This is a genomic window from Cellulomonas sp., from assembly GCF_965229465.1.
Lineage (GTDB): Bacteria > Actinomycetota > Actinomycetes > Actinomycetales > Cellulomonadaceae > Cellulomonas.
The window spans coordinates 992,465-1,018,315 of the sequence record NZ_OZ245882.1; the positions used below are offsets into that span (position 1 = coordinate 992,465).

Consider the following 25,851-nt stretch of genomic DNA (forward strand, 5'->3'; position numbering starts at 1 on the left):
CTCCGCCCCCGCCCCTGCCGATGGGGTCCCCATGTCATCGATCACCCCGGGCTGGTACCCGGATCCCGACCCGACCGCGAGCGCCGGGCGGCAGCGCTGGTACGACGGCGCCGGGTGGACCGAGCACGTGGCCGACCCGCCGCCGACCACCCCGGTCGCTCCCCCGGCAGCGACGCCGTCGTTCGCCCCGCCGTACCCAGGACGGCACGCGACCGACCAGCAGCCTCTGTACGGCACACCGCCCGTGCCCATGGGCGGCATCCCGTACGCCCCGCCCGTCACCGCCCAGCCGCCCTGGGACTCATCCCCCTCGTACGGCGGTCGGGTCGCGGTCGGGTCGATGAGCAAGGACGAGTTCAAGACCTTGCCCCGCAGCCTCCGCGTCGCCAAGGACCGCCCGGACATCGACCTGGCGCGCGGCCGGAACTCGCTGGCCTACAACGGGGTGGTCGCGGCTGCCGTCAGCTTTGTCTTCAGCGGGTTCCTGGTGGTCCCGATCGTGGCGATCGTCTGGTCCGCCCGAGGGCTGACCCGCGCGAACATGTTCGCGGCGCAGGGTTACCCGCCGCTCGGTCGCTCGCAGGCCACGACCGGCCTCGCGCTCGGGATCGTCAGTCTGGTCCTGGGCGCTCTGGCTCTCGTGGTCCGGCTCAGCTCGCTGTGAGCGTGCTTCGCGGGCGGTCCGTCAGTGCGGGCGGCGGGCCGCCGCGAGGTCCTCGTTGAGCCGGGCGAGCTGGCCGGCCAGCGCCGAGACGTCCGCCTCGCCCCACCCGGTCAGCGCCAGGCGCAGGAACGTCCGCCGGGCCTGCTGCGCGCTCTCGAACCGACGGTTGCCCTCGTCGGTGAGCTCGAGGAGCTGGCCCCGGTAGTCGTCGGGGTCGGGCCGGCGGGACACGAGGCCGAGGGCACCGAGCCGGGCCAGCTGGCGCGACATGGTCCCGCGCCCGACTCCGATGGTCATGGCCAGATCGCTGGCCCGCACCCCGGGCGCGGCCGCGATGAGCGCCAGGAGCGAGTAGGCGGCGGGCTCGAGGTCGGGATGGACATCCCGCGAGATCGCTGCCGAGGACGCCTGCGCGCGGCGCAGGAGTAGACCGAGCTCTCGCTCGAGCTGGCGGAACTGTTCGTCGACCACGGGGACATCCTGGTGCCAAAAGCACAGAAATCGTTGCATCGCCACCCAAGTGGGTGAGCGTTTCAGCAGATCACCGCCACCGGAGGGGTGTCAACGCCCCCGAGCGCTCAGTGCGACCAGGTGGACCGCTGGCGCGCGACGTGGGCGATCGCCCCGATGCGCGCCGGGTCGAGTCGCGCCGGCATGGCGCGGAAGACGGCCTGCACGTCCTGGCGGGCGATCGCGAACGCGTCGTGCCCCGGCTGGACGGTCCGCACCTCGAGGTCGCCGTGCACGACGACGACGCCGCGGACGGTGATCGCCGCACACGCCGCCGCGAGCAGCGCACCCTGCACACGGGTGGCCTCGAGCCGCGCGTCGCGCAGGTAGGACATCGAGCGGCCGTCGACCTCGAGAGTGCGACCCTCCACGACGACGTGCTGACCGGGGTGCCGGCGCTCGGCGACGGTGAAGATGCCGGCCGGACCGATCAGGAGGTGCTCGACGAGGCTCCCCTGGCGGCCCAGCGGCACGTCGTGGATCACCTGCCAGCCCTCGTCGCCCATCCGCTCCAGCCGGGTGCGGACCGAGCTGCCCCGCTCGCCCCGCAGAGCCGCGAGGTGGATCGCGTCCCAGTCCTCCCCGCCGAGCCACGCCTGGAGCGCGGCCTCGTCGAGCGGGTGGAGGTTCCCGAGGGCGGTGGTCGGCATGGTCAGCGCCAGCTCGGCGACGTCGGCGCGCAGGTAGGCCTGGGCCGCGCGGCGCAGACCGCCCTCGAGCATCGGGTCGTCGACCACGACCTCACCGGACTGGAGATCGACCGATCCGACACGGGCGCCGGACCCTTGCGTGACATAGAGACGGTCGGCGCCGTACCGCCTCCACCGCCGCACCGTCAGCACATCTTCCACGGGTGCATTATCGGCAGGTACGCGTCTGGACTTCACCTGTGTCGACCATGTGGACGTCGCCCGTTCGGGGTGTCGGGTCCGCCGCGCCGCTACACACCCCGAACGGGTACGGTCACACCTCGGATCCCATGGTCGCGCTGAGCTTCCGTTCCGCTACGGGCGGGTGCGCTGGCGCGCCCCCACCCTCCGCTGCACTCCAGCTCAGCCCTCGGCCTCGAACGTGAGGCTGACCGAGTTCATGCAGAACCGGTCGCCGGTCGGGGTCTGCGGGGCGTCGTCGAACACGTGCCCGAGGTGCGACCCGCACCGCGCGCAGCGCACCTCGGTGCGGACCATGCCGAGGCTGCGGTCGGAGATCAGCTCCACCCGGTCGCCCGCCAGCGGCGCGAAGAAGCTGGGCCAGCCGCAGTGGGAGTCGAACTTGGTGTCGGAGCGGAACAGCTCGTTCTGGCAGGCCCGGCACCGGTAGACCCCGGTGCGCTTCTCGTCCAGCAGCTCGCCCGTCCACGGTCGCTCGGTCCCGGCGCGCCGGAGCACGGCGAACTCCTGCGGCTCCAGCTCCAGGGCCCACTGCTCGTCGGTCTTGGTCACGTCGTACGTCATCGGATCCTCCTGGGGAAAAGTCGGCGTCCTGTGCAACCGTCGAGCGAAGACGGACGTTCCCGACTCGCCGGGATGATCCCTGACCTGCGGTGTCGCTGTTCACCGGGCATAACGCATACTCTCGGCTCAGCGCAGGCCCCTTCCGGTCCGCGCTCGAACCAGCACACGAGGTCCCGCGTGCCCAGAGCCACCCGCCGTCGCTGGCCGCTGACGAGATCGTTCGCGGCCATCAGCATCGTGGCCATGGCCGTGCTCGGGCTCGCCCTCGTCGGGGTGACCTGGAGCGTGATGAGCCAGCAGTCGGTGCGGGACGGCATCGCGACCGCCGAGACCGTGACCTCCTACGCCAACGCCACCGTGCCGACCGACTCCTACGTCACGCCGGACGCGCTCACCCCCGAGCAGAGGGACGCCGTCCGGGCCGCGACGTCGGGGCTCGGCGACAGGCTGGTGGAGCTGCGGCTCTGGGCGATCGACGGCTCACTCATCTACAGCTCCGCCGACCAGACGACGACCGGCTTCCCCGACGGCGCGCGGCTGGACCTGGTGACGCAGGACAAGGGTCGTCCGAGCGCCCGGGTGATCACCGACGTGCGCGGCGCCGAGGGCGAGGGCGAGGGCGGGACCGAGCGTCGCGTCCTGGACGTCTACGTGCCGGTGCTGGCGGGCGACACCGCGGGGCGCGACCCGGCACGCCCGAAGAAGGACGTGATCGGCGCGGCGGAGGTGATGCTCAACCACGACGCGGCCAGCGCTGCCCTCGGCGACGCCGTCCGCACCGTCTCCCTGGTGGTGGCGCTGGGCCTCCTGGCGCTGTGGACCGTCCTGTTCCGGACGGTGTGGACCGCGTCCCGCCGGCTCCAGGCGACCGCGCTGGAGAACGCCCGGCTCGCCCTGCTCGACTCGCTCACGGGCCTGCCCAACCGGCGCATGCTCGCCGAGCGGATGCGTCGGACCATCCTCGAGGCCGAGGAGACGGGCTCGCGCGTCGGCCTGATGCTCCTGGACATCGACCGGTTCAAGGACATCAACGACTCGCTCGGCCACGACCGGGGCGACGAGCTGCTCGAGCAGGTGGCCGAGCGGCTGCGCGGGGCGCTGCGGGACGAGGACATCGTGGCGCGGCTCGGCGGCGACGAGTTCGCGATCTTGCTGCCGGACGTCCGCTCCGTGGCCAACGCCGAGCGGCTGGCGCGCCGGGTCCGGGGACTGTTCGTCCCGCCGTTCATGCTCGGCGAGCTGCCGCTGCACGTGGACACGTCCGTCGGTGTCGCCTGCCTGCCGGACCACGCCACGGACCCGTCGTCGCTGATGCGCACCGCGGACGTCGCGATGTACGCCGCGAAGCACCGCCGCACCGGCGTCTCGGTGTACTCGGCCGACGAGGACGACTCGTCGCCGGCCCGCCTGGTCCTGCTGGGCGACCTGCACCGGGCGCTGACCCCCGCGGCCGACGCCCCGCGCGAGCTGCGCATGCACTACCAGCCCAAGATCGAGCTGGCGACGGGCCAGACCGTCGGGCTCGAGGCCCTGATGCGCTGGGTGCACCCGACGCGCGGGGTGCTGCCGCCCACCACGTTCATCCCCCTGGCCGAGCAGTCCGGCCTCATCCACGACGTCACCCGCTACGCGCTCACCGAGTGCGTGACGCAGCTGGCGGCGTGGCGCGTCGAGGGCCGCGCGACGCCCGTGGCGGTCAACCTCTCGGCGCACGACGTGACGACCGCGGCCGTGGTGGACCTCATCGAGTCGCTGCTGGACGAGCACTCGGTGCCGGCGGACCTGCTCGAGGTCGAGATCACCGAGACCGCGCTGGTGGCCGACCCGTCCCGGGTGGTCCCCGTGCTCGAGCGGCTGGGCGCGCTCGGCATCCGCGTGGCCATCGACGACTTCGGCATCGGCAACACGTCGATCTCCCAGCTCCGGGACCTGCCGGTGGACGAGCTGAAGATCGACCGGCTGTTCGTCTCCGACCTGGGCGTCGACGGCCGCGAGGGCTCGGAGGTGGTGGTGCAGGCGATGGTGGACCTGGCGCACTCGTTCGACCTGCGGGTGGTCGCCGAGGGCGTCGAGGACGAGTCCACGGCCGTCATCCTGCGCAGGCTCGGCGTCGACCAGGCGCAGGGCTTCCTCTACTCGCAGGCGGTCCCGGCCGGCGACCTCCCGCTGACGCAGTCGGTGCCGCGGCCGCGGCGGGGCCGGGGCGTCCGCACCGGTGCCGCGATGGCGTCGACCCCGACCACCAGCACACGCCACACGCGACCGCCGCGCCCACCGGGCGCGCCGGTCGCAGACAACCCGAACGGGTGAGTATCGTGCTTTCGCCTCAAGTCGGGCCCCGAGGTGCCGATACAACTATCTCGACTCTCGCCCCAAGGGGGGTTCCCGCATGATGGACGACCTGCTCCAGGAGATGATCGACCCCGCACCGGTGCACCACGACGCACCGCGTCGCCGGCGCCTGTGGACCACGGTGGCGATCGTCGGACTCGCGGCCATCGGTGCGACGAGCCTGACGACGTCGGCCATCTTCACCGACAACGACGCGACGTCCGCCTCGATCGAGACCGGCACCGTGGACCTCGCCATCGGGCAGTCCGTGCCCTTCACGTTCGTCCCGCAGAACCTGGCGCCCGGTGACTCGACCTTCATGCCCCTCCAGATCCTGAACAACGGATCTCTCGCGCTGCGGTACGCCACCTACTCCGCGGCGGACGTCACGGCCAACGGCACGACCGACCCGGTCCTCGACCCGCCGTCGGTCCCGGGCGACCTGCGCACGGTCCTCCAGCTCAGCGTGTTCGAGAACCTCACGGACACCCAGTGCAACGCGGCGGGCGTCGCCGCGTCGACGCGGATCAACGCCGACAGCACCGTGTCCGGGTGGACGACCGCCGCCAGGCCCCTCCTCGGCGCCAACACCCAGGGCCTGGACGCCGGCGACCGGGAGCTCATCGCGGGCGCCAGCGAGTGGCTGTGCTTCCGGGTCGACTTCCCGAGCGGTTCCGGCAACGAGTTCCAGGACACCGGGGTGACACTCGCACTGACGTTCAACGCCGAACAGGTCGCCAACAACCCCTGACGCTGATGGCACCCTGGTCGGACGGGCAACGAGACGCCCAAGCCGTCGACCGACGCGCGCCGCGCGCGATCGGTCGGCGGCGGGCTCGTGCCCCGAAGCCCACCTGGCGTCGGCTCGTCGGCGTCGCGCTCTGGACCGTCGTCGCCATCTGCGGCCTCGCGTACGCCACGTCGCTGGCCGTGCCGCTGTGGTTCCAGGCGCACAGCCAGCGCCTGCTGATCGTGACGTCAGGCTCGATGGCTCCGAAGTTCGACGCGGGCGACGCGGTGGTGCTCCGGGCGATCTCCGACGAGTCCGACCTCAAGGTGGGTCAGGTCATCTCGTTCTGGCCCATCGGCACCAGCGAGCTGGTCACCCACCGCATCGTGGCGCTGCGCAAGCTCCCCGACCTCCGTCAGGACGAGGTCACCGGCAACATGGTGCCCAAGCGGAACGCCGACGGGGAGCCGCTCACCAGGTCGTACGTGGTGACCAAGGGGGACGCCAACGCGGATCCCGACCCCAACGCGACCCCGATCGGCAGGATCCGCGGCGTGCAGCTCGCGGTGCACAAGGGCTGGGGCTGGGTCCTCCAGTGGGCAGGATCCGCGCAGGGACGCGCGACGATGCTCGTGCCACCGCTGGTCGCGCTCGCTACGCTCGAGCTGCTCGCCCTCGGCGACGCGCGACGAGCCCGTCGCGCGAGCCCGGTGCAGCCGGACCACACGGACAGGAGGGTCGATGAGCTCCTCCTCGACTGAGCGCGACGCCGCTGCTCCTGCCCGCCGCTCCTTCTGGTCCGTCGACCGCGGGGGGCTCGTGCGCCTCGGGGTCGCGGTCGCGCTCGCGCTGGCCGCCCTGCTGAGCCCGCTCGTGGGGACGACGTCCGCGCAGTTCACCGACAGCACCCAGGTGTCGGTCACGTTCTCCGTCACCCCGACCCCGAGCCCGTGACGGCGCCGGCCCCGCGCAGGGGTCGGCGCCGTCGGGTCAGGACCGCAGGCCGCGCGCTCCGAGCAGCACGGCGTCGGGGTCGTACACCAGCGAGAGCATCTGGAGCCGGCGTGCCGCCTCGGGCGGGTAGACCCGTTCCACCCACTCCGGCCCGGCCGTGTCGGTGAAGTTGGGCAGCCCGCCCGTGAGGGCCCAGGCGGCGAGCCCGCCGTGCACGCGCGCGGTGTCCGCGGTGACCACCTGGGCGATCTCCGGGATCATCACGCCGATCGTGAAGAGCGAGTACGCCGCGTCGCGGTGCGGGAACGCGCTGGGCACCCCGCGGTCGTCGCGGACCTTGCCGCCCAGCTGACGGACCTCGACCATCGCCTGGGCGGTCTGCACGTCCGGGCCGACCAGCTCGAGCAGACGGTCGGCGCCGTCCGCCCCGAACGAGTGCAGCAGGCTGTGGTGCTCGTGCAGCGGCATCGGGTCGATCGGGTCGCTGTGCACGTCACCGAGCGCCGAGTACGGCATCCGCTGCACGGTGTCGATGAGCGGCGCGGCGACCGAGCGGATGGCCCGGATCATCTCCTCGCCCACCGCGGGGTCGCCCGTCCAGGCGAAGCGCACCGAGACCGACACGGTCCCGCGCAGCGGCTCGGGGAAGATCGGCATGTCGGGCAGCCGCATGACGGCGATCGACGTGGTCCCCTCCTCCGGCAGCAGCTCGCACCACTGGCTCCACGTGCGGATCACCGCGGCGGCGTCGGCGGCGGCGAACCACAGGGCGCCCGCGTAGAGCTCCGCCTGGTCGACGAGGTCGATCTCGACCGCCGTGACGATGCCGAGCGAGCCCTTGCCCCCGCGCAGGCCCCAGAACAGGTCAGGGTGGCTTGCCGCGGTGACGCGGCGGAACTGCCCGTCGCCGGTGACCAGCTCGAACGCGCGCACCGTGTCGGACGCGAGCCCGTGGGTGCGGGCGACCGGGCCGAGACCGCCGCCGGTCAGGTAGCCGACGACGCCGACGTCCGGCGACGAGCCGGCGAGGCCCGCGAGCCCGTACGGCGCGCACGCCTCCAGGACGGCGGCCCACCTCACGCCGGCGCCGAGGCGCGCCCAGCGTTCGTCGGCGTGGATGGTGACCTCGTCGAGGGCGGTGGTGCTCACGAGGATCGCGTCCCGCATGGTCTCGGTCGCGCCGTGGCCGGTGCCCTGGACGGCCACCTGCACGCCCGCGGTGGCCGCGAGCCGCAGGGTGCCGCTGATGTCGTCGGCCCCACGAGCGGCGACGACAGCCACGGGGCTGATCGCCTTGAGGAGGTTGCTGGTGCCCGTGAGGGTGGCATACGCCTCGGTGCCGGGCAGGTGCACAGGGACGCCGGAGTCGGCGAGCGCCTGGATGGCTGCGGCGGTGGCCGGACGGTAGTCCGCACCGATCGGCGAGCTGAGGATGGTCATGGTCGTGCCCTTTCCTGTCCGCGCCGTCGGTCGGCGCACGGGCAGAAGGGGACCGGGCCTGAGCAGCCTGATACATCCGGGATGTCCGAAGTTACGCAGCAGTACGTCAGCCCGGGGGCGTGGCCGGCACCGTGATCGTGAACGTGGTGCCTTCACCCAGGGTGCTGGTGATGTCCATCGCGCCGCCGTGGGCGTCGATGATCGCCTTGGTGATCGACAGCCCGAGCCCGACGCCGGGGATGGCCCTGCGCGTGGCGGTCGACGCCCGGAAGAAGCGGTGGGTCAGCTGCGACAGCTCGTCGGGCGGGATCCCGATGCCGCTGTCCGCGACCTCGACGACCGCACCACCTGAGGCACCAGGAGCGACGGTGAGCCTGACCGTCCCGCCGGAGGGCGTGAACTTGATCGCGTTGGAGAGCAGGTTGTCGACGGCCTGCGCGAGCCGCACCGGGTCGGCGCTCAGCGGTGTGGACGTCACCGACGGAACGAGCTCGATGCCCGCGGCCTCGGCCACCGGCCCGGCAGCCGCCACCGCCGCGGACACGATCTCGGCGGCGTCGATCTGCTGCGGCGCGATGGAGAACCGGCCGGCGTCCACCTGGGCGCTGAGCAGCAGGTCACCCACGAGGCGCAGCTGGCGCCGGGCGTTGCGCTCGATCACCGTGAGGTACTCCCGCTGCTCGTCGGACAACGGGTCGGTGCCGTCCGTGAGCAGCTCGAGGTAGCCGAGCACCGACGTCAGCGGCGTGCGCAGCTCGTGGCTGACCAGGCTGACGAACTCGTCCTGGAGCCGCGCGGCCTCTCGCTCGGAGGTGACGTCCGTGGCGACGACGACGTACCCGCTCGTCGTGCCGTCGGACTCCGCGCGCCGGGTGACCGCGAGCCGGACGGTCATCCGGACACCGTCGCGCGCGACGTACGTCCAGTCCCGCACCTCCGGCCGTCCCGCGAGCGCCGGCGCGACCAGCGCGTCCACCAGGGTCTGGGGGTGGTCGATGGGGCTGTTGTCGGAGAACAGCAGCTCGCGGCGCGCCTCCAGCTCGGCCCGGTCGTGGAAGTCGGTCAGGCGCATGCGTCCGACGACCTCGCCCTGCCCGTACCCGAGCAGCGCCTCGGCGCCGGCGTTGAACACCTCGACCATGCCGGTGGCGTCGGTCGCGATGATGGCCTGCTCGGTGGCCGAGTCGATCACGGAGACCAGCTGGTCGCGGGCCGCGCGGCGCTGGTTGGCGACCCGCGCGAGCTCGACGGCGTCGGCGCGGGCGCGGTCCAGCAGCGTCGCCTGGTCCATCTGGAGCGACAGCAGGGCCCGGCTGCGGGCCCGGAGCCGGGCGGTGATCTCGTGCACGGTGGCGGCGACGACGAAGGCCACCAGGGTGACGAACAGGGTCCGGATGACGGTGTCCGTGGTGACGGGGACGCTCGAGAGCAGGACCGGCGAGAACACGACCCCCGCGACGCCGAGCGTGGCCAGCAGGATCCCCCGACGGCCCGTCTCCGACGCCAGCGTGATCACCGGGAAGAACACGAGCGTGGTGTACGGCGATCCCGGCCCGCCGGTCCCGACCCGCAGCAGGGCCACGGCCAGCAGCTGGACCATCGGCAGGACGTCCTGGGCGCCCTCGGGCCACCGGCTCCAGGGCAGCAGCCGCGCCGCCACCAGCTGGCCCGCGGTGAGCACCCCCGCGATCAGGACCTCGACCGGGCTCGTCACGCGAGCTCCCGGGATGAGCAGCGTGAGCACCGCGACGAAGAACATCCCGACGAACGGCAGCTGGCGCTCGACCACGCCGCCGTCCGGGCCGAGGTGCCGGGCCAGGCGGCGCAGGAAGCGGGAGCTCGTCGTGATCAGGTCGGTGCGCTCCGTGGACCAGATCTCGCTCATGGCGCGCTCACGGGGACTCCCCGAGCGCGCGGGCCAGCGCGGCCTGCACGCCCTCGCCGGTGAACGGCTTGGGCAGCCACGCCTCCACCTGCGGGTAGTCGTCCTGGTCGAGCACCGACGTCACGATGACCGGCATGCCGGGGCGGCGGGCGTGCAGCACGTCCACCAGCTCCCAGCCCCCCATGCCGGGCAGGCGCAGGTCGACGATCGCGACGTCGACGCCGAGGTTGTCCTCGTCGGCCAGCGCCTCCTCGGCGCTCTTCGTCGCCCGCACGTCGTACCCGAGCCGACGCAGGTGCCGCTCGATGAGCGCGAGCTCGTCCGGCTCGTCGTCGACCACCAGCACGCGCGCGCTCACAGCACGCCCTCGTGCAGCAGGAGCACCACGACCGTGATCGCGACGGACACCAGGGCCACCACGAGCAGCAGCCGCCGTTCGCTGCGCGCGTTCGACCGGATCTCGTCCTCGAGGGCGTCGGACGAGAGGGTCGCCCACCACCGGACGTCGTCGCCCGCGGCCGCTCGGTGCGCGCCGGTCATCCCATCACCCGTCCTGTCTTCTCGGTCTTGTCCCACACCGCGGCGGCACCCCGCCACTGCTTCACGTACGCGTCGAGCGTGATGGCGCAGAGCACCGGACCGAAGCCCACCACGTAGAGCAGCGGGAGCGCGAGCCACCGCACCGGACGGACGCGCTCGAGGATCCGGATCACCCACGCCAGGAGCATCGCCAGGACCGACCAGGAGTAGAGGGTCAGCGTCCAGACCGCACGGCCGGTCTCGGTCATCTCGAGCCCGAGCAGCTGCGGGAGGCGCTCCTCCCAGAGGTTGGGGAACCAGGCGGCGGTCATCACGACCATCGCCCCGAGGCCGGGGAACACGATGCCCTCGAACCACGAGCGGCGTGCCGTCTCCCGGTCGAGCAGCAGGGTGGTCGCGGTGATGAACACGTAGGCGCTGACCGCCACCCACCAGAAGCCCTCGAACACCGCGGTGGCCGTCACGCTGGCGACGAAGTAGAGGCCGACCAGGCCCACCGCGGCCAGCGTCATGGCCACCGGGAGCAGGTAGATGGCGAACCAGATGATCCCGAAGTCGAGGTTGCCCAGGTTGTGCTTGCGGGAGGGCCGGAACCACACGCGGGCGAAGGTACGGGTGATCTGCACGTTCCCGCGCGCCCAGCGCACCCGCTGCTTCCACAGCGCGGTGATCGTGTCGGGCTCCTCCGCCAGCACCACCGCCGCCGGCTCGAACACCACGCGCCGGCCGTTCAGCTGCGTGAGGAAGGTGGTGTACGTGTCCTCCGCCAGCGTCGAGGTGTCCACCTGCCCACCGACCGCCAGGAGGTTCTCCCGCGAGTGCAGCTGCGCGCCGCCGGCGAGGCACGCCATGGCCCCCATGACGTTCTGCGCCCGCCGGGCGGCCGCCTGCGCGGTGACGTACTCGTAGCCGATGAACCGGGCGACGGACCCCGGCCGCCCGCTGCCCTCGCGGATGAACGCCGTCACGGCACCGACGTTCTCGTCGGCCAGGTGCCGGGCCATCCGGCGCAGGGAGTCGGGACGGTAGATGACGTCCGCGTCCATGATGAGCAGCGCCTGCATCCAGTCGTCGTCCAGCGCGTACCGGATGCCGTGGTTGAGCGTGTGGGCCTTGCCCTGGCCGCCCTGCTCGCGGCGCAGGTGCACGATGCGGTCGTCGTACTGGGCGGCCTTGGCGCGGACCACGTCGGGCGTGTCGTCGGTGCTGGCGTCGTCGACGACGAACACCTTGAGCCGGTCCGGCGGGTACTCCAGCCCCATGAGCCGGTCGAGCGACGCCGCGAGCACCGCCCCCTCGTTCCAGGCGGGCACGATGACCACCACGCGGGGCAGGCGGGGCGCGGCGGCGTGCAGGTGGTTGCGGAACGCGTGCACGGGGACCAGGAGGTACTGGTACAGCCCCGCGAGCACGGGGATGACGCCGATGCCCACGAACGCGACGAAGACCGCGACGAGCGCGTCCTGCCCGACACCCGTCATCCGCGCACCCACGAGTAGACGCCCACGTCCGTGGCGTCGTGCGCGTCGGTGGAGGCCACCAGCTGCACCCCCGCGGCCCGCCAGCGGTCCGTCGCGCGCGGGCCCGGGCACCGCCACTTCTCGTTGACCTCGACCGTGGTGCCCGTGGCGACCGCGGCCTGCGCCAGGGCGTCGAGCAGCTCGTCGGGGAGGTCGTCCTCGGTGAGACCGATCTTGGGCAGGATCGAGAACGGGTGCGCCAGCTGCGCCCGCCCGGCCGCCCACATGGCGCGGATCGTCGCCGTCACCAGCATCTCGACCACGTCGGCCGGGTCGAGGCCGGCGTCGATGCGCTCGCGGGTGGCCCGCGGGCTCCAGGGTCCGTCCGGTCCGGGGACCTGGTGGTCGGCCAGCAGCACCCGGTCCGGGCCGTCGGGCGTGCCGAGGGCGGCGAGCACCTCCGGCGGGGCGTCGATCGCGCCGGACGCGTCGAGGATCTTGGCCTCGACGCCGGTCAGCACCGTCAGCCCCTCGAGCCGGGGCAGGGCGCGGACCACCGAGAGGAACTCCGGCACGTACGTCGTGGAGACGCGGACGTGGTCGACCATGCGGATCTCGCGCAGGCGCGCGACCTGCGCGGCCGCCAGGTTCTGCGCGGGCGTGCTGACGGCGTCGTCGGAGAACGTCGAGTGGACGTGGTGGTCGCCGTCGGTGAGGGGACCCGCGCTCATCGTGGGGGCAGCACGTCGGCGATCGGCAGGAAGACGTCCTCGAGGTAGCGCACGTTCGCGATCTCCTGGAAGTCGACGTGGTCGGGCAGCGGACGGCCGAGCACCGCGTCGAGCGTCAGGGAGGGCATGTCGACGCCGGCCGCGATGGTCAGCGGCATCGCGCCGGGGAACCGGGGGTTGACCTCGAGCAGGGCCGGGCGCCCGTCGACGTCCCGCTTGAGCTGCACGTTCGCCACGGTGGTGAGGCCGACCGCGCGCGCCACAGCCGACGCGGTCTCGATGAGCTCGTCGTCGTGCACCGTGACCCCGGCGACCGCGACGCCGGAGTCCACCCGCAGGCGGGCGCGCGGCACGGCGGCGATCACCCGACCGTCGAGCCCTGCCAGCACGTCCACCGAGAACTCGTCGCCGGGCAGGAGCTCCTGCACCAGCAGGTCCTCCTCGGCGTCGTGCACGGCGTCGAGCTCCGCCTGCGTGCCGATCAGGCGGACGCCGCGGGAGCCCGCGCCACGGCGGGGCTTGACGATCACCGGGAAGTCCCAGCCGGACACGGCCTGCGGCGTGCCGATCAGCTCGGTCCGGGGCACGCGGACGGTCCGCGCGCAGGCCGCGGCCAGGGCCAGCTTGTCGAGGCAGGTCTCCAGCGTGGCCAGCGACGGGGACGCGAGGATCGTGCCGTCCGCGAGCAGCTCGTCGCGAGCGGCGGCGAGCTTGGGCAGCTCGACGTCCACCGTCGGGAAGAGCACGTCGACCCGCTCGTCGAGGCAGAGCTTGCGCACGACGTCCACGAAGTCCGCCGCCCGACCGGCCGGGACCAGGTGCCGCGCACCCGCCTCGACGAGGTACAGCGCGCTGGCCCAGCGGTCCATGTCGGCCGCGATCACCTCGACGTCGCCGCGACGCAGCAGCGAGCGGATCACCGCCACCCCGGCGGGTCCACCTGCACCCGTGACCAGGACCCTCATGCGTGACCTCCGTGCCCGTCGACCTTCTCGGCGGCGGGGGCAGCGGCGACGCCGATCGCCCGCGCCTTGCTGCTCAGCATCGTGGCGGCCCGGATCATCTCCAGCGGCTCCGCGTACTCGCCACCGCCGAAGCGCGACCAGTAGCGGGCGGTGGCCCGCACCAGGTCGGGGTCCATGTAGTCGCGGTGCGACTGCGACTCGAACGCCGCGAGCATCTGGAGCTTCGCCTCGAGGAACCCGTCGACCGGCACGAAGCGGGTGGGCCGGAAGTCGATCGTCGACGACGGGCTCTGGAAGCAGGCGAGCGACGGGACGCGGCGGGCTGCCACGTCGACGGCCTGCCGGACCGCGCGGTGGTCCTGGTGCCGGTCGTGCTCGCTGTGCGTGTAGACGACGGTCGGCTCGGTCTCGGCGATGAGCTCCTCGATCGTCGTGATGAGGCCGCCCGCGGGGTCGAGCCGCGTGTCCTCGAAGTCGTGCAGGTACAGGCGCGCGCCGATCACGCCGGCCGACGCCAGCGCCTCGTGCCGACGGGACTGCACGTCGCCGCCGATCGCCCCGCCGGACAGTGTGAGGATGACCACGGAGTCGCCCGCCGCGCGGTGGGACGCGAGCGTCGCGCCGACGCCGATCTCCACGTCGTCGGGGTGGGCGCCGACGGCCAGGACCACCTCGCTGCTGCCCATCGCCGCGCGCTTGGCCCGGCCCTCGACCGCGAGCGCCGAGATGCGCTCCAGCAGCGTGGCGGCGGCCACCGGCTTGACCAGGAACTCGTCGGCGTCGCGCCGCAGCGCCTCGACCGCGTAGTCGACGCTGGCGAACGCCGTCATGACCGCCACGGGGGTGCCGGCGGCCCGCGACCGCAGCTCCACCAGCAGCTCCAGCCCGCTCATCCCGGGCATCTGGATGTCGGTGAGCACCACGTCGAACTGGTGCGCCGCGACCTCCGCCAGGGCGGACATCGGCTCGTGGACGACCGTCACGTCCATGCCCCCGCGGCGCTCCAGGACCGTGCGGACGTACTGTGCCGTGTCGGCGTCGTCTTCGACGACCAGCACCCTGATCTGCTCGTTCGTCACTACGTGTTGCCCTCCGTGGCCGACCGTTCTCCCCCACGCTATAGCGGGATCCTCGGGGCGGCGCATCGTGGCCCCGCGGGTCGGCCCCCAGTCGTTGACCTGGACAACTGTCTAGTTCCACCCAGCGGGAATAGGACCCGGTACCCCCCTGTTGAGCGGCAAGTACATGCAAACGCATGGACCTTTGAACCAGAGCGAGGCGCGAGATGCAGTTCGGGATCTTCACCGTCGGCGACGTCACCACGGATCCGACCACCGGCCGGACGCCGGACGACACGGAGCGGGTGCGCAACATGCTCACCATCGCCCAGCACGCCGACCAGGCCGGTCTGGACGTCTTCGCGACGGGCGAGCACCACAACCCGCCGTTCGTCCCCTCGTCGCCCACCACCATGCTCGGCTACCTCGCGGGCACGACGAAGAACATCATCCTGTCGACCGCGACCACGCTGATCACCACCAACGACCCGGTGCGGCTGGCCGAGGAGTACGCGATGCTCCAGGTCATCTCCGACGGCCGGATGGACCTCATGATGGGCCGCGGCAACACCGGCCCCGTCTACCCGTGGTTCGGCCAGGACATCCGCCAGGGCATCCCGCTGGCCATCGAGAACTACGCGCTGCTGCGCCGCCTCTGGGAGGAAGAGGTCGTGGACTGGCAGGGCAAGTTCCGCACGCCGCTCCAGGGCTTCACCTCGACCCCCCGCCCGCTCGACGGCGTCCCGCCGTTCGTGTGGCACGGCTCCATCCGCAGCCCCGAGATCGCCGAGCAGGCCGCCTACTACGGTGACGGCTTCCTGCACAACGCGATCTTCTGGCCGCTCGAGCACGCCGCGCAGATGGTGACGTTCTACCGCGAGCGCTACGAGCACTACGGGCACGGGCAGGCCGACCAGGCGATCGTCGGGCTCGGCGGCCAGGTGTTCATGAACGCTCGGTCGCAGGACGCCGTGCGCGACTTCCGGCCGTACTTCGACAACGCGCCGGTCTACGGGCACGGTCCGTCGATGGAGGACTTCATGCGCGACACCCCGCTGACCGTGGGCAGCCCGCAGCAGGTCATCGACCGGTACGGGAAGTTCCGCGACCAGGTGGGTCACTACCAGCGCCAGATGTTCCTCATGGACCACGCGGGACTGCCACTGAAGACCGTGCTGGAGCAGATCGACATCCTGGCCACCGAGGTCGTCCCCGTGCTGCGCGCCGAGGCCGAGTCCGCCCGTCCCGCGCACGTGCCGGCCAACCCGCCGTCGCACGCCGACCGGGTGGCGGCCGCACGGGCCGCGGGTACCGTCCATGAGCAGGTCGTCGCGCAGGACACCTTCACCGGCCTCCGGGCCGAGGACTCGCTCTCCTCATGATGCTTGGGAAAGGGACCACGATGAGCGACCGCTCGATCGTCGTCATCTCGGCCGGGCTGTCGCAGCCGTCGTCGACGCGACTGCTGGCCGACCGCCTGGCCGACGCCACCGTCACCGAGCTCGCCGCCCGCGGCATCACCGCGCACGTCGAGACCGTGGAGCTGCGCGACGTCGCCCACGAGGTGGTCAACATGACCCTCTCGGGCTTCGCCTCCGGCGCGCTGAAGGACGTCATCGAGAAGGTCACGGCTGCCGACGGCGTCATCGCCGTCACGCCGATCTTCTCGGCGTCGTACTCCGGGCTGTTCAAGTCGTTCGTCGACATCCTCGACAAGGACGCCCTCGTCGGGCGGCCCGTGCTCGTCGGTGCGACCGGCGGCACCGGCCGGCACTCCCTGGCGCTCGAGTACGCGCTGCGCCCGCTGTTCGCCTACCTGCGGGCCGACGTCGCCGGGACCGCGGTGTTCGCGGCCACCGACGACTGGGCCGACGGCGGCGGCGACGACGTCAACCCGCTGCCGAACCGCATCCGCCGCGCCGGCCGCGAGCTGGCCGAGATGGTGGCCGACCGGGAGCCGTCCGCGCCGGTGGGTCTCTACGACGCGGTGCCGTCGTTCGAGCAGCTGCTCGGCGGCGCCTGACCTCCGCACGACCGACGGGCCCGACGCACACGCGTCGGGCCCGTCGGCGTGTCACCGCACGCGCAGCGAGACGATCTTGCCGTCGCCGAAGACGTCCGTGGAGACGTACAGCTTCCCGTGCGACCACTCGAGGCCCGCGGGCTGGTTCAGCGAGACGAGGGGCGTCACGACTCCTCGCCGGCTGACCGACGAGACCTGGTTGGCGTACAGCTCGGCGACGAAGACCGTGCCGCCGGAGCCGATCGCCACGTTCGTCGCGCCCGCGAAGCCGGTGGCGAACAACGTCACCGGCCCGTCCAGGGGTTCACCTTGTACACCGACCCGATCGGTCCCAGGCTGCCGTCCTCCGGACCGCCGGGCAGCGTGGACACGTAGAGCCAGCCGTCGTGACCCAGCTCGACGTCCGTCGGCACCGGCTCGAGGTTGTACTCGTGGCCGACGACGCAGGCGGGCAGACCGATCGCGCCGGCGATCTCCGCGGTCACCTCGACCGGCACCGGGGGCAGGACCGCGACCGTGCTGACCTGGCCGCTGCGGTCCACCTTGAGCAGCGCGTTGGCGCCCGCGTCGGCCACGTAGGTGACGCCCGGGAGCATCAGGGAGCCGTAGGCGTGGCTGTCGACCGCGCCGGTGTAGGGCGCGAGCTCCGGCGGCACCAGGGCGGCGCACGCGGGGTCGAGGTCGGTGAACGAGTACTCGACCGCACCGTCGGGGTTGGCGGCGCGCTCGAACGCGAGAAGGTCGACGGACGTGACGACGCCGTCCCGACCTCGACGCTGCAGGAACGACTCCTCGGCCTCGCCGATGTCCCCCTCGGCGGCGCGACGGTGCGACCAGGTGACGGCTCCCATGAACGTCGACACCGCCGCGATGTCCGTGCCGGACGACGGGGCGATCTCCTCCGGCGGCTGCCCCGGCACCACCCGCACGAGGTTGCCGGCGAACGCCTGCCCGACATAGAGCGTGCCGCGACCGTCGACGTCGAACGTGAGCGGACCCGCCAGGTGCTCGGCGACGGTCGTGGGCTCCCCCGCGGTCGGGGGTTTCGGGCCGTGCCCGGGATGCCAGCCGCGGGCCAGCTCCTGCACGGTGGCACCGCGATGACCGAAGCCGTCCCGGTCGGCGGCGGACGCCGGCAACCCGGCGACGAGCAGACCGCCCGCGGCGAGCGCGGCGACGGCGATGAACCTGGTCCCCCTCATGCTTCCTCCTCGTCGAGAAAACATCGCCCGCGTCGTCAGCGGCCGACGCGAGCGTCGGCGGATGCGGACGAACCGCCCGTATCGGGCGCCGCTCCACTATGTCCCCGCTGTGAGTTGGCTGTCCAGGTCGCTCGGGGCACGACGACGGCGGGGAGCTGAGGGGCGCTCCCCGCCGTCGTCGGTCCTACGTGCGTGGTTCTACTGCGGGCTCAGGGTGAACGTGGGACCGGCCTCGGCCGGCTCGACGTCCAGTCGCAGGTCGGCCAGGGTCTGGGACGCCTCGGGCTCGACGTAGACGCGGGTCGACCCGTCGGTCACCACGTCGTCGCCCGGCACGGCCTCAGGGACCAGGGCCAGCTCGAAGCCGCCCGCCTCCTGCTGCGCGATGCGCAGGCCACCCGTCTCGTCGGGCAGACCGGCCTGCGTGGTGAGCGTCTGGACGGCGGACAGGGCGTTGTCAGTCAGGGTGAGCACGAAGGCTCTCCTCTCGTTTGCCGGTGGTGCCACCCTCGCAGGCGGCTCGTCGGACGACACCACCGTGCTCACGTTCGGTGATCGCCCGCAACTCGGCGTCCGCTGGGCGAGACCACCCCTCCTCCCTGTTTCTCCCTGTTTCTCCTCCCTGTTTCCTCCCTGTGCCCGCGGCCGCAGGACCCGTACCGTCGACCTCATGCCGATCCCGCTCCGGGTCGCGCGGTTCAACCGCCGGGTGACCAACCCCGTGCTGGGCACGGTGTCCGACTGGCTGCCGCCGTTCGCGACGCTGCACCACGCCGGGCGCACCAGCGGCCGCCGGTACCGCACGCCCGTCTTCGCGTTCAGCACCCCGCGCGGCGTCGTCGTCGCCCTCACGTACGGCACCGACGTGCAGTGGCTGCACAACCTCGAAGCCGCCGGTGGGGCGCGGATGGTCCGGCGGGGTCGGGTCCTGGTGCTGAGCCATCCGCGGCGGCTGCACGGCCCGGCCGGGGCGCAGCTGGTACCGGGCGTCATCCGCGTCGGCCTGCGCCTGATGCGGGTGGACGACTTCGTCGAGCTCGCCGCCGTCCCGCTGCACCCGTAGGAGGAGCCATGCCTCGCGAGGGATACCCCGCGGCCACCGTCGAGGAGTACCTCGATGCCGTGCCGCCGGCCCAGGGTGCCGCCCTGCGCGTCGTGCGCGACCGGCTGCTCGCCGTGGTCCCCGACGCGGAGCAGGTGATCTCCTACCAGGTGCCGACGATCCGCTACCGCGGCGCGGGACTGGTCGCCCTGTCGGTGGCGAAGACCCACTGCAGCCTGCACCTGATGAGCCCGCCGCTCGCCCGCGCCCTGGTCGGCGCGCTCACCGAAGGGACGCTGTCGGGGGCGACCCTGCGGTTCGACGCAGCGTCGCCGCTCGGCGTCGAGACCGTGCGGCTGATCGCCGAGCGCCGCATGGCCGAGGTCGACGCGCGGCTCTCCCGGACCTGAGGGTCGTCATCGTCCTGAGCGCCGTCATCGCCCCGACGACGAGAAGTGCTGGTAGTCGATCGGGGAGTCCCAGTCGCCGCCCCACAGCCAGCCGACCGACGCGAACGCACGGACCACCTCGTCGCCGGCGTGGATGACCCCGGGGCTGTCGGGTCGGTCGGCGTACGCGCGCCCCTCGTCGGGCGCCACCGACGACCCCCGGACGTACGGGTTCTCCACCGGGTTCAGGTCGATGGCCCGGCCGTACGCGTGCTCGGACCACTCCGACCCGCCCGTGATCGCCCGGCAGTTGAAGGCCGACGTGTTGTCCGCCGCCATCGAGTCGTCGTCGCTGGCGCCGAAGTCGTCCACCAGCCGCATCGAGCGGACCGGGTAGCCGGCGTCGAACAGGGCGTGGAACACCGCGACCATGGCGTCCGCAGCGTCGGCGTGCACCACCAGCTCGCCCTGCCGGTCCACGCCGTCGAAGCCCCGGTGGGTGACCGTGACGTAGCGGAGGTCCTCCAGGGGCACCGGGCATCCCGCCCGCCACGACGGCTCCATGCGGGCGGCCAGCTCGGGGGTGATCGGGGAGACCGCGGACGTGAAGGCCGGCGGGACGGCGACGACCGGGTCGTCGGTCGCGTCCGGGGCGCTCGGCGCCGTGACGGGCGTGGAGGTGGCGCTCGGCGTGCTGGTCGACCTCGGGGCCCGGCTCGCCTGCGACGACGCGCACCCCGACAGCAGCGCGACGACCGTCACGATCGCGGCCGTGCGCGCCCGACGCCCCATGGCGACCAGTGTGCCGCGGTGACACCGCCCGGCGTCGAGACCCGGGGCTCAGACCCGCCGCGCTTCGTCGGGCTCGCCCCCTCGACGGTCGCGTGTCCCGCGTCGGCCTGCGACTCCGCCACCGGCGCTCAGACCACCCCGCGGCGGCTGCCCACGATGCCCGAGGAGACGGTCGTGCCCGCCCACAGATCCGGGTCCGCGCAGCCCTCCGCGCAGTGCATCCCGCAGGTGGGGCACACCCAGAGCGTGTGGTGCCGGTCCACCGTGCACCCGCACGTGACGAACCGCTCCGCCGGCCTGCCCGGGCCGCTCGTGGTCCACCGGTGTCCCGCGGGGCAGCCCGGCGGCGGCACCCGCACCCAGCCGCGTGGCGTGCGCTGCCACTTCGACCAGTCGATGTCGCGGACCATCGAACAAGTGTACGAGTGCGATCGGATCGACCTCGGGCCGGCTCGTCGCGTTTGCGCAGGTCAGCGCGGTATGTCAGTGGCTGGTCGTACAGTTGTTCTATGTCCGGATCGGGTGAACTCTGCGGCGGGAGGTGGTGGCGATGACCGCCGTGCTCGACGCGGTGCTCGACGCGGTTCTCGTCGCGCCGCTGGTCGACGAGGGTTCGCTGGTGTGGGCCGACTCGTCCCGCGGTGCTCGACCTGGGGTGTCGCCGGTCGTCCCGGCGGGTGCGCGCGTGGTCGATCTCGGTCGGGTGGAGGAGTTCCCTCTGCCACGCGTGGGGGTCGGGGAGCTGGCCTCCATGCTGTCGTCGGTGCCGCTCGCGGAGGTGTCGGACGTGGCGCTGGTGAACGCGACCACGGCCTGGCAGCAGGTCATCGGGATGGCGCAGGCGGCGCAGGCGGTAGTGATCCGGGAGATCGAGGCCCGCACCCCCGACGCACTGGCGCGCGTTCCCGACGAGCTAGCCTGCGCCCTGGTGTGCACCGGTCGTGCAGCCCAGGACCTGTTCCTGCGTGCCTGGGGCTCCGGGCAGCACCCTGCTCTCGCGGACGCCTGGGCGGCCGGGGCGATCGATGCGCGCAAGGTCGACGTGATCCTGGACGAGATCCACCGGTCCGGCACCGCCCTGCCCGGCAGTGAGGTCGACGTCGTGGTGGCCGACGCGGTGGAGCGGGCCGCGGAGATGACCAGCCCGCAGCTGACCCGCCACCTGCGCGCCACCCTGATCGCCGCCGACCCCACCGTCGCCGAGGAACGTCGGGTGGTGGAGCGCGAGCGGCGCGGGGTGTTCCTGGACCTGGCCCCCGACGCGATGGCCCGCCTGATCGCCTACCTGCCCGCCGCCGACGCCACCGCCGCATTCACCGCCATCGACGCCCTGGCCGGGCACGCCGCCATCGACGGCGACACCCGCAACATCGACCAACGCCGCGCCGACGCCCTCACCGACGTGTTCACCACCATCCTGGACCGCCAGACCACCCCCGACGGGACCCCGCTGCCCACCCGCCACGGGCAACGCGTCGCCCTGCAGGTCACCGTCGCGGCCAGCACCCTGGCCGGCCTGGACAACCGGCCCGCGATGTTGGGTTCGTACGGCCCGATCCCCGCCCAGGTCGCCCGCGAGCTCGCCCAAGACGCCACCTGGCGGCGCATCCTGACCGACCCCACCGGCCAGGCCTGCGCCGTGGGCACGCAGTCGTACCGCCCGGGCGCGGACCTGACCCGCACCGTGCAAGCCCGCGACGTGACCTGCACCTTCCCCGGCTGCCGCCAACCATCCACCAGATGCGAGATCGACCACCGCACCCCCTACAACCACACCCAAAGCACCGGCGACCAACCCGGCGACAACCAGACCTGCGAAGCGAACCTGCACTCGCTGTGCACACACCACCACCAAGCCAAGACCAAGGGCTGGTGGCAGGTCACGCACAACCGGCACACCGGGGTCACCACCTGGACCGACCGCCACGGCCTGACCTACGCCCGCCACCCCATCCCCATCCACACCACCCCCAACGCCCTCATCCACCGGGCACCACCGCCACCTCGTGGCGACCCACCCTTCTGACCAAGGTCGAGTTGTCACCAGTGCGGAGGGTCCGTCGGATGCGCTGACCAGTGCGCCGGTGCGCCAGTGCGGCCGTGCGGCCGTGCGCCAGTGCGGCCGTGCGCTAGTGGGGCCCTGCGCCCGAAACTGAGTGGGCGAGTACTCAGCCGTGTCCGACGTAGCGACGCTCTCGATGCAGACGTTGGCATCCTTGACCCACCGCCACGGGGCAAGCCTCCGGAACGCCTACCGAACTGTGATCGCGCGGCGGTTTGGTCCGCCGCCAGGGGGGCCCGCCCGCAACACCCGCCCGGCCGCAACCGCGTATCCACGCGGCGGCATCGGTCTACCGCCCGGAGGTCAGCCTCCGAACCCCTACTGGACCGTGACCGCCGGGTGGTCAGGATCGGCGGGCCACCGCCACGGGGTCGTCTCCGGGACCGCCGAGCGCTCCGGGTGCACCTCGAGCCGGGCACCTCCCTCGGCGAGGCGGGCGATGAGCTCCGCGACCGTGACCTGCGTCGGCGCGCCCGACAAGACGAGTGTCACCGGGACGTCCGGCCCGGCGAGCGTCCCGCGTGAGTCGCGCGCGGAGGTGCTGTCCCACGTCGAGCCGGCGACGAACACCAGGTGCAGGTCGGCCTCGCTCAGGTCCGCGCTACTGAGGTCCGCTCCCGACAGGTCCGTCTTGACCAGGTAGGCGCGGGAGAGGTCGGCGCCGGTGAGGTCGGCTCCGTCGAGATCGGTGCGGACCAGTCGCGCGCGGTGCAGTCGCACACCTCGCGCTCGGGCGCCGGACAGGTCGGCCTTGCCCAGCTGGGCTCCGGACAGGTCGGCGTCCTGGAGGTCGGCGCCGTGCAGCGCTGCGCCGAACAGGTCGGTGCCGCGCAGGTCCGCTCCGCGCAGGTTTGCGCCGACGAGCACGGCGTCGGCCAGGTCGAGTCCCACGAGGTCGGCACCGGCCAGGTCCAGCCCGGTGGTGTCCAGCCGGGCACCCTCGCGTCCGTCGGTGCTCCGCCAGCGCACATGGGCCGCGACGGCGTCGGGCAGCGTCGAGTCAGGCACGAGCCATCACTCCCGTCATCGTCACGGCCACCACAGCACCCGCAACGGTAGTTCGCCGCGCGCCGTCGCGGCCTCGACTGCCTCTCGGAGGGAGGACAGGTCGCTCGACGACAGGTTCCTGGTGTCGAGCATGATGTTCTCGTTCGACCAGTTCATCTCCTGGGAGATCTTCCGCATCGCCGCGTCGAGGTTGAACCGGCCGCGCTCGCTGTGGAACGCCTTGACGTCCCAGGCCCGGCCGGCGTCGTCGATGAACTCCTCGGCCTCGTTGGCCGACCGTCGCAGCCCGCGGACCGCGCCGGACTCCTCGAGCCCGACGCCGACCTCGGCCTCCGCGCGGCTGGCGTCGGTGATCTTGCCGCCGTGCGCGGGGTCGCCGGCGAGCTCGTCGATCCGTCGGGCGCGGGCCGCGGCAGCGTCGCCGGCGGAGCCAGAGCCAGAGCCGGAGCTCGATCCGCTGGACGAGGACGCCTCGTTGAGCATCACGCCGGCTCCCGCGAGGGCGGCGGACGCACCCGCGGCGGTCAGGAAGGCCGAGGTCACGGTGCTCACCAGGACCAGCTCGCCCGTGGAGGCGATGACCATCAGCCCGACCGGCGGGTAGAGGAACAGGGAGGCCACGAACAGGGCGATGCCGAGGATCATCAGCGCGTCGCCGAGCGCGTCGAGCGCGTGCAGGTTGCTCACCAGGTGCTGCCCGGCGTCGCGCTGGAGCACGCCGACCAGCACGGTCGCCGCTCCCGCCGCCAGTCCGGCGCACGCGGTCCCGAGCCTCAGCTGGAGGCGTCCGCGCGCCTCGTGGATGGTCGGGTCGGCCACGGCCCTCGTCGCCACGGCGAGCGGCCGCAGCTGGAGGCCGACCAGGATCGTCGCGGCGACCCCTGCCGCGACCAGCAGCCAGAGGCCGGTGGTCCCCCGCATCGCCTGCTGGATCCCGCGTGTCGCCGGGAACCCGCCGACCACCAGGTAGGCCAGCGCGGGGACGACGGCGAGCAGCCACAGCACGGACTGCCAGGACGCCAGCGCTCGAGGGTCCGGCCAACGCAGCACCTTCGCCCGGACGGCCGCCCACGCCGGAGCGGATCGCGCGCGGTCCAGCCGTCCGGCGTCGTCGACCACGGCGTCGACCAGGCGCGGCTCCCCCACGCCGACGTCGACGGCGAACAGCGCGGCCCGCCGCGCCAGGACGAACCGCCAGGTCACGTAGGTGCTCACCGGCACGCCGGTGCGGGCCACGGCGAGCAGCGGCCGGGGGTCGAGGCCGGTGGGCGCCTCGCCCGGGAGCAGCACGCCGCGCTCGACGCCGCGCACCCGGGCCTGCACCAGGCGGTCGTGCGCGGCGACCAGCACCAGCAGCAGGACCAGCAGCCCGGGGAGCAGCCCCCCGACCCACGCGACGAGGTCGCTGAGCCACTCGATCCACCCGGGCACCGACCCGGTCCGCAGGTTGTAGTTCATGTGGTCCAGGCAGGCGAGCACGAGCCCGACGGCACCGAGCCAGCGCAGGGCGTCGCGACGCCGGACGAACCATCCCACCCCGACGGCGGCCAGCGCGGTCCACACCAGGTGCTGCACGGAGTCGCCGCCGGCCGACGAGCCGAACGCGAACAGGTCCTGGAACGCGGCCGGCACCGGCTGCCAGGTGGTCAACGAGGTCCACAGCGATGGCACGGTGATGCTGCCTGCGAGGTTGGCCCGGACCAGGTAGCCGCCGGGCACCGACATCGCCAGCGCGCCCAGGGTCGAGAAGCGCAGGGCGGCCTCGAACAGCTCGAAGCCGACGCCGAGCGCGGCACCCAGGAGCAGGTGGTCGGTCAGTCCCAGCTGCCGGTGCGTCCGCGGCCACCGCCACGCGAGCACGACAAGCGGCGCAACCTTGACGACCTCCTCGATCACCGGGTCCACCGTGTAGGCGGCCACGGCGACGATGTCGTGCAGGGACCAGCCGGTGGCCGCCGACAGCCCCCGCGTCCACGCGATCTGGAGGACCACCCCGACCACTCCGCAGGCGTAGACGCCGAAGCCCAGCGCGAGCAGCAGGGTGGTCAGCCGGACGGACCGCCCCCAGGAGCCGAGCACGCCGAGCTGGAGGACGCAGCACACGGCGGCGACCGTCATCAGCAGAACCACGCGTGCACCCCCTGTCGCCCGAGAGCGTGCCGAGAGCCGACGATCGCTGTCACCCCCTGTCCGCTCCGTGGACGGCAGGATGGGGCGATGGACATCGACGACGCCCGGCGGTCGGCGCTCGCGCTGCCCGAGGTGACGGAGCGCGAGAGCTGGGGGCAGCCCGCCTGGTTCCACCGCAACCTGGTCGGGCGGATGTGGGACGCCGACCGGCTCACGGTCCGCGTGGAGGACGACGGCGAGCGCCTCGCCCTGGTGGAGCAGGTGCCGACGCTGTACTCGACGACCGACCACCACGCGGGCACCAACCTCGTGCTCATCGCCCTCGACACCGTGGATGCCGAGACGTTGCAGGCCCACCTCGCCGAGTCGTGGTGGTGGGCCGCGCCACCCGTGCTCCGGCGCCGGTACCCGCACCTGGGCCCGCCGGACGAGGGCTGAGCCCGGCTACGCTCGCCGGGGGGACGACGAGGGACGAGGGAGC

29 protein-coding genes are annotated in these 25,851 nt (G+C 72.9%); 11 read left to right on the forward strand and 18 right to left on the reverse strand.

Translation table 11 applies throughout. From position 1 onward, the window contains the following. Positions 1-31 precede the first annotated feature (31 nt). Positions 32-664, forward strand: a complete 633-nt coding sequence (locus ACO06A_RS04715) for a DUF2510 domain-containing protein (protein ID WP_421734886.1) — start codon at positions 32-34, stop codon at positions 662-664. 21 nt (positions 665-685) lie between these two features. On the opposite strand, the gene ACO06A_RS04720 is transcribed toward ACO06A_RS04715, so the two are convergent. From ACO06A_RS04720 to msrB, 3 genes are all read right to left on the reverse strand, one after another. Further along, complete coding sequence (locus ACO06A_RS04720) at positions 686-1,135, reverse strand: MarR family winged helix-turn-helix transcriptional regulator (RefSeq protein WP_421734887.1); 450 nt, start codon at positions 1,133-1,135, stop codon at positions 686-688. Positions 1,136-1,242: 107 nt separating this feature from the next. After that, positions 1,243-2,025, reverse strand: a complete 783-nt coding sequence (locus tag ACO06A_RS04725) for a nuclease-related domain-containing protein (protein ID WP_421734888.1) — start codon at positions 2,023-2,025, stop codon at positions 1,243-1,245. Positions 2,026-2,226: 201 nt separating this feature from the next. Further along, a complete protein-coding gene (msrB, locus tag ACO06A_RS04730; protein WP_421734889.1) occupies positions 2,227-2,628 on the reverse strand; it encodes a peptide-methionine (R)-S-oxide reductase MsrB in 402 nt (133 codons plus the stop codon). 177 nt (positions 2,629-2,805) lie between these two features. On the opposite strand from msrB, the gene ACO06A_RS04735 reads away from it, so the two are divergent. The 4 genes from ACO06A_RS04735 to ACO06A_RS04750 all read left to right on the forward strand — a co-directional run bounded on the left by ACO06A_RS04735 (position 2,806) and on the right by ACO06A_RS04750 (position 6,643). Continuing rightward, a complete protein-coding gene (locus ACO06A_RS04735) occupies positions 2,806-4,938 on the forward strand; it encodes a putative bifunctional diguanylate cyclase/phosphodiesterase (protein ID WP_421734890.1) in 2,133 nt (710 codons plus the stop codon). A gap of 79 nt (positions 4,939-5,017) precedes the next feature. Continuing rightward, a complete protein-coding gene (locus tag ACO06A_RS04740; protein WP_421734891.1) occupies positions 5,018-5,710 on the forward strand; it encodes a TasA family protein in 693 nt (230 codons plus the stop codon). A gap of 5 nt (positions 5,711-5,715) precedes the next feature. Then, positions 5,716-6,450 (forward strand): signal peptidase I, encoded by a 735-nt coding sequence (locus ACO06A_RS04745; RefSeq protein ID WP_421734892.1) that lies wholly within the window; start codon positions 5,716-5,718, stop codon positions 6,448-6,450. Then, positions 6,431-6,643 (forward strand): hypothetical protein, encoded by a 213-nt coding sequence (locus tag ACO06A_RS04750; RefSeq protein ID WP_421734893.1) that lies wholly within the window; start codon positions 6,431-6,433, stop codon positions 6,641-6,643. The genes ACO06A_RS04745 and ACO06A_RS04750 overlap by 20 nt, the downstream gene beginning before the upstream one ends. 36 nt (positions 6,644-6,679) lie before the next feature. Here ACO06A_RS04750 and ACO06A_RS04755 read toward each other — a convergent pair whose 3' ends face one another. From ACO06A_RS04755 to ACO06A_RS04790, 8 genes are all read right to left on the reverse strand, one after another. Beyond that, positions 6,680-8,083, reverse strand: a complete 1,404-nt coding sequence (locus ACO06A_RS04755) for an FAD-binding oxidoreductase (protein ID WP_421734894.1) — start codon at positions 8,081-8,083, stop codon at positions 6,680-6,682. A 106-nt stretch (positions 8,084-8,189) separates the two neighbouring features. Continuing rightward, entirely contained in the window at positions 8,190-9,968 is a 1,779-nt protein-coding gene (locus tag ACO06A_RS04760) for a sensor histidine kinase (protein ID WP_421734895.1), read from the reverse strand. Between the two features lie 7 nt (positions 9,969-9,975). Further along, entirely contained in the window at positions 9,976-10,326 is a 351-nt protein-coding gene (locus ACO06A_RS04765; protein WP_421734896.1) for a response regulator, read from the reverse strand. Continuing rightward, on the reverse strand, positions 10,323-10,508 hold the full coding sequence (locus ACO06A_RS04770; RefSeq protein ID WP_421734897.1) for a hypothetical protein: 186 nt from the start codon (positions 10,506-10,508) through the stop codon (positions 10,323-10,325). Before ACO06A_RS04770 ends, ACO06A_RS04765 begins: the two co-directional genes overlap by 4 nt. After that, positions 10,505-11,989 carry a glycosyltransferase gene (locus ACO06A_RS04775; protein WP_421734898.1) on the reverse strand — a complete coding sequence of 495 codons (1,485 nt, stop codon included), beginning with the start codon at positions 11,987-11,989 and terminating at the stop codon, positions 10,505-10,507. Before ACO06A_RS04775 ends, ACO06A_RS04770 begins: the two co-directional genes overlap by 4 nt. Beyond that, complete coding sequence (locus ACO06A_RS04780) at positions 11,986-12,699, reverse strand: histidinol-phosphatase (protein ID WP_421734899.1); 714 nt, start codon at positions 12,697-12,699, stop codon at positions 11,986-11,988. The genes ACO06A_RS04775 and ACO06A_RS04780 overlap by 4 nt, the downstream gene beginning before the upstream one ends. After that, a complete protein-coding gene (locus ACO06A_RS04785; protein ID WP_421734900.1) occupies positions 12,696-13,664 on the reverse strand; it encodes an ATP-grasp domain-containing protein in 969 nt (322 codons plus the stop codon). Before ACO06A_RS04785 ends, ACO06A_RS04780 begins: the two co-directional genes overlap by 4 nt. Continuing rightward, positions 13,661-14,743, reverse strand: coding sequence for a response regulator (locus tag ACO06A_RS04790; RefSeq protein WP_421734901.1), 1,083 nt, complete (start codon positions 14,741-14,743; stop codon positions 13,661-13,663). Before ACO06A_RS04790 ends, ACO06A_RS04785 begins: the two co-directional genes overlap by 4 nt. Before the next feature lie 206 nt (positions 14,744-14,949). Between ACO06A_RS04790 and ACO06A_RS04795 the strand changes: the two genes are divergently transcribed. Then, positions 14,950-16,104 (forward strand): LLM class flavin-dependent oxidoreductase, encoded by a 1,155-nt coding sequence (locus ACO06A_RS04795; protein ID WP_421734902.1) that lies wholly within the window; start codon positions 14,950-14,952, stop codon positions 16,102-16,104. A 20-nt stretch (positions 16,105-16,124) separates the two neighbouring features. Further along, a complete protein-coding gene (locus tag ACO06A_RS04800) occupies positions 16,125-16,745 on the forward strand; it encodes an FMN reductase (protein ID WP_421734903.1) in 621 nt (206 codons plus the stop codon). 51 nt (positions 16,746-16,796) lie between these two features. Here ACO06A_RS04800 and ACO06A_RS04805 read toward each other — a convergent pair whose 3' ends face one another. The 3 genes from ACO06A_RS04805 to ACO06A_RS04815 all read right to left on the reverse strand — a co-directional run bounded on the left by ACO06A_RS04805 (position 16,797) and on the right by ACO06A_RS04815 (position 18,421). Continuing rightward, entirely contained in the window at positions 16,797-17,033 is a 237-nt protein-coding gene (locus ACO06A_RS04805) for a hypothetical protein (RefSeq protein ID WP_421734904.1), read from the reverse strand. Further along, positions 17,030-17,947, reverse strand: a complete 918-nt coding sequence (locus ACO06A_RS04810) for a ScyD/ScyE family protein (RefSeq protein WP_421734905.1) — start codon at positions 17,945-17,947, stop codon at positions 17,030-17,032. The genes ACO06A_RS04805 and ACO06A_RS04810 overlap by 4 nt, the downstream gene beginning before the upstream one ends. A gap of 198 nt (positions 17,948-18,145) precedes the next feature. Next, positions 18,146-18,421, reverse strand: a complete 276-nt coding sequence (locus ACO06A_RS04815) for an adhesin (protein WP_421734906.1) — start codon at positions 18,419-18,421, stop codon at positions 18,146-18,148. A gap of 196 nt (positions 18,422-18,617) precedes the next feature. Here ACO06A_RS04815 and ACO06A_RS04820 point away from each other — a divergent pair, with 196 nt between their 5' ends. Both ACO06A_RS04820 and ACO06A_RS04825 read left to right on the forward strand, forming a co-directional pair. Beyond that, positions 18,618-19,010: a nitroreductase family deazaflavin-dependent oxidoreductase gene (locus ACO06A_RS04820; protein ID WP_421734907.1), complete on the forward strand. Its 393-nt coding sequence runs from the start codon at positions 18,618-18,620 to the stop codon at positions 19,008-19,010. An 8-nt stretch (positions 19,011-19,018) separates the two neighbouring features. Beyond that, positions 19,019-19,399, forward strand: a complete 381-nt coding sequence (locus ACO06A_RS04825; protein ID WP_421734908.1) for an iron chaperone — start codon at positions 19,019-19,021, stop codon at positions 19,397-19,399. Positions 19,400-19,423: 24 nt separating this feature from the next. Here ACO06A_RS04825 and ACO06A_RS04830 read toward each other — a convergent pair whose 3' ends face one another. Beyond that, complete coding sequence (locus tag ACO06A_RS04830; RefSeq protein ID WP_421734909.1) at positions 19,424-20,170, reverse strand: M15 family metallopeptidase; 747 nt, start codon at positions 20,168-20,170, stop codon at positions 19,424-19,426. A gap of 128 nt (positions 20,171-20,298) precedes the next feature. Continuing rightward, complete coding sequence (locus ACO06A_RS04835) at positions 20,299-20,580, reverse strand: hypothetical protein (RefSeq protein WP_421734910.1); 282 nt, start codon at positions 20,578-20,580, stop codon at positions 20,299-20,301. Positions 20,581-20,720: 140 nt separating this feature from the next. Here ACO06A_RS04835 and ACO06A_RS04840 point away from each other — a divergent pair, with 140 nt between their 5' ends. Next, complete coding sequence (locus ACO06A_RS04840; protein ID WP_421734911.1) at positions 20,721-22,196, forward strand: DUF222 domain-containing protein; 1,476 nt, start codon at positions 20,721-20,723, stop codon at positions 22,194-22,196. A gap of 354 nt (positions 22,197-22,550) precedes the next feature. Here ACO06A_RS04840 and ACO06A_RS04845 read toward each other — a convergent pair whose 3' ends face one another. Both ACO06A_RS04845 and ACO06A_RS04850 read right to left on the reverse strand, forming a co-directional pair. Further along, positions 22,551-23,240, reverse strand: coding sequence for a pentapeptide repeat-containing protein (locus ACO06A_RS04845; RefSeq protein WP_421734912.1), 690 nt, complete (start codon positions 23,238-23,240; stop codon positions 22,551-22,553). 21 nt (positions 23,241-23,261) lie between these two features. Continuing rightward, a complete protein-coding gene (locus ACO06A_RS04850) occupies positions 23,262-25,370 on the reverse strand; it encodes a hypothetical protein (RefSeq protein WP_421734913.1) in 2,109 nt (702 codons plus the stop codon). A gap of 87 nt (positions 25,371-25,457) precedes the next feature. Between ACO06A_RS04850 and ACO06A_RS04855 the strand changes: the two genes are divergently transcribed. Further along, positions 25,458-25,808, forward strand: coding sequence for an MmcQ/YjbR family DNA-binding protein (locus tag ACO06A_RS04855; RefSeq protein ID WP_421734914.1), 351 nt, complete (start codon positions 25,458-25,460; stop codon positions 25,806-25,808). Positions 25,809-25,851 lie beyond the last annotated feature (43 nt).